The 2,493-nt window shown below is 40.7% G+C and carries 1 protein-coding gene; it reads left to right on the forward strand.

Going from position 1 to position 2,493, the window contains the following annotated elements; translation table 11 throughout:
• Positions 1 to 163 precede the first annotated feature (163 nt).
• Positions 164 to 2,041 (forward strand): SUMF1/EgtB/PvdO family nonheme iron enzyme, encoded by a 1,878-nt coding sequence (locus HQK88_17160; protein ID MBF0618527.1) that lies wholly within the window; start codon positions 164 to 166, stop codon positions 2,039 to 2,041.
• Positions 2,042 to 2,493: the final 452 nt, after the last annotated feature.

The following is a 2,493-nucleotide window of genomic DNA, read 5'->3' on the forward strand; positions in this document are numbered from 1 at the left end:
ATAGTTTTTTATTTGAGGCAACGTTGCCGTTTTGTATAGTTTTTTGATTAGGCAATTCGAATTGTTGATTTCCCCATATTTGTGGTAAGATATCTAAACTTTGTAGTATGACAGTAACATATTACAGTTTTAATGGATATTTGTAACGGAGATTAGGCTAAAGATGAAGTCATCTATATATATATCGCTAATGCTTTTTTTAGTGCTATTTGTGACAGGCTTATCAAGCGCAAAAGACAGGTCATTAGTTGTAAAAGATGAGCCACGCAACTCTCAAAAACGCATAGCGCTTGTTGTTGGAAATGCGTCGTATAAGAAGGCGCCATTGAAAAACCCGTTGCATGATGCGCGAAAAATGAGTGACACTTTGTCAAAGTTAGGTTTTGATGTTATAACTAAAGAAAATACCAACCAGAAAGAATTAGAGAGAGCAATAAAAGATTTTGCTTTAAAACTTTCTAATGGTAATATCGGAATATTCTTTTTTGCAGGACATGGTGTGGAGGTAGAGGGCAGAAATTACATTATTCCGATAGATGCAGAGATAGAAGATGAAAACGATGTGAAATACAAAGCTGTTGATGTACAGATGGTGTTGGAGAAGATGGAAAGCTCAAGAAATCAGGTAAACATAGTAATTTTAGATGCGTGCAGGAATAATCCTTTTACCAGAGGTTTTCGTTCAGCAACAAGGGGGCTGGCATCAATGGATGCAGGGAAAGGAATAGCAGCAGGGGGAACAATAATAGCTTACGCAACGTCAGCAGGCTCGACAGCCAGTGATGGTAAAGGGAAAAATGGAGTGTTTACCGAGGAGTTTTCAGAAAACGTTTTAACCCCAGGGTTAAAAATAGAAGAAGTATTTAAAAAGACAGCAAGAGGGGTAAGAGAAAAAACGGCAGGTGCTCAAGTGCCTTTTCTTTCAACATCCGTTTTTGATGACATTTATTTAGCATCTGACAAAACGTCAGAACCCGTCGAAGTGCTCCCTGTAAAAGCAGAGACTCTACCAACGCAAGACGTAAAGACTGAAAATGATACGGTATCACAAGTTGAACAAAAACCAGACAACGAAACACAGCCTCCGGAGGCTAAACGCCAACAAGATAAACCAACAACAAGTTTTACAGGCGTACCATCTGAGCCTGATAAGGACAACCACAAATTCCGGAAAATCCTGTTACTGTTATCAGCATTAGCGTTACTGATATTGATTATTGTTTTTCGTAGGAGCGTGAATCCTTTTAAAAGGGTTAAGCATCCACAATCAGAAAATTCAGAGGCCTTGTTGGGGCACAATCAGGAGAAAGATGAGAGTTTGGATAATCTTAACACTGAAGAGGCCGTAACTGACAGTACTTACACAGATACTCTTACACAGATGGAGTTTGTGCTGGTAAAGGGCGGCTGTTATATGATGGGAGATACGTTTGGTGGTGGAGGTAAAGATGAGAAACCTGTACATGAGGTATGTGTCGGGAGTTTTTATATGGGTAAGTATGTAGTAACGCAGGAACAATGGACTAAAATAATGTCAAGCAACCCATCAAAATGCGCCATTTCTGACAACTATCCTGTAGAGCGTGTAAGTTGGAATTATGCGAAAGAATTTATACGTAAATTAAATAATAAAACGGGGAGCAAGTATCGCTTACCTACAGAGGCGGAGTGGGAGTATGCGTGCAGAAGCGGAGGAAAGGATGAGATGTACTCCGGTGGCAGCGATGTTGATAAATATGCATGGTATGATGAAAATTCAGGGGATAAAACACATCCGGCTGGGCAAAAACAACCAAATGGCTTAGGACTGTTTGATATGAGCGGCAATGTTTGGGAGTGGGTTGAGGATGTATATGCAGAGGATTCTTACACCAAACATTCTAAGAATAATCCAATATATACGGGAGCCGGCATTAACCGCGTTGTGCGTGGCGGGAGCTGGCTTGACACCCAGCAAAACGTTCGGTGTTCCTACCGGGGCAGCATCGCCCCTGACCGTGGTCACAGCAACATCGGTTTCCGGCTTGTCTTTACGATGTAACATCTATAAGCTAATCATATGATGATAGTAGCAGTTAGTCCAGATATTTTTGCCGGGTGGCATTTCTGACCGGCCATACGTAGTACTCATATGACCTTGGTGCCGTCTCCATAATCATTATGCCCGAAAAATACCCTGTCCATGCCTTTTCTTTGTCAATTTGTGTCGAAGTCCAATGGGGATAACAAGCGTTTTTAAACCCTGCCTTATCTATAGGCCTGACAGTAGCACCCCCGCAGCTATGTTTCTTATAATAATTATCATCACAAAAGGCTGGTAAAAAGCAAAAGGAGACAGATGTATCGCATCGTGGCCTTTCTGTCTGAGCGAGAGAGTTCAAAAAACTGTGTCATGACGTCTAATTAGAGAGCATTTTTTGAAAAGTATATTTTCAGAAACTGCATAACTGAATTATATTATCAGTTAAGAAAAAAAGGAGGCATAACACAATG

The organism is Nitrospirota bacterium (assembly GCA_015233895.1).
Lineage (GTDB): Bacteria > Nitrospirota > Thermodesulfovibrionia > Thermodesulfovibrionales > Magnetobacteriaceae > Magnetomonas.

Coding starts and splice junctions, on each gene's coding strand:
- HQK88_17160 (MBF0618527.1), top strand. CDS start 164: ATGAAGTCATCTATATATATATCGCTAATGCTTTTTTTAGTGCTATTT.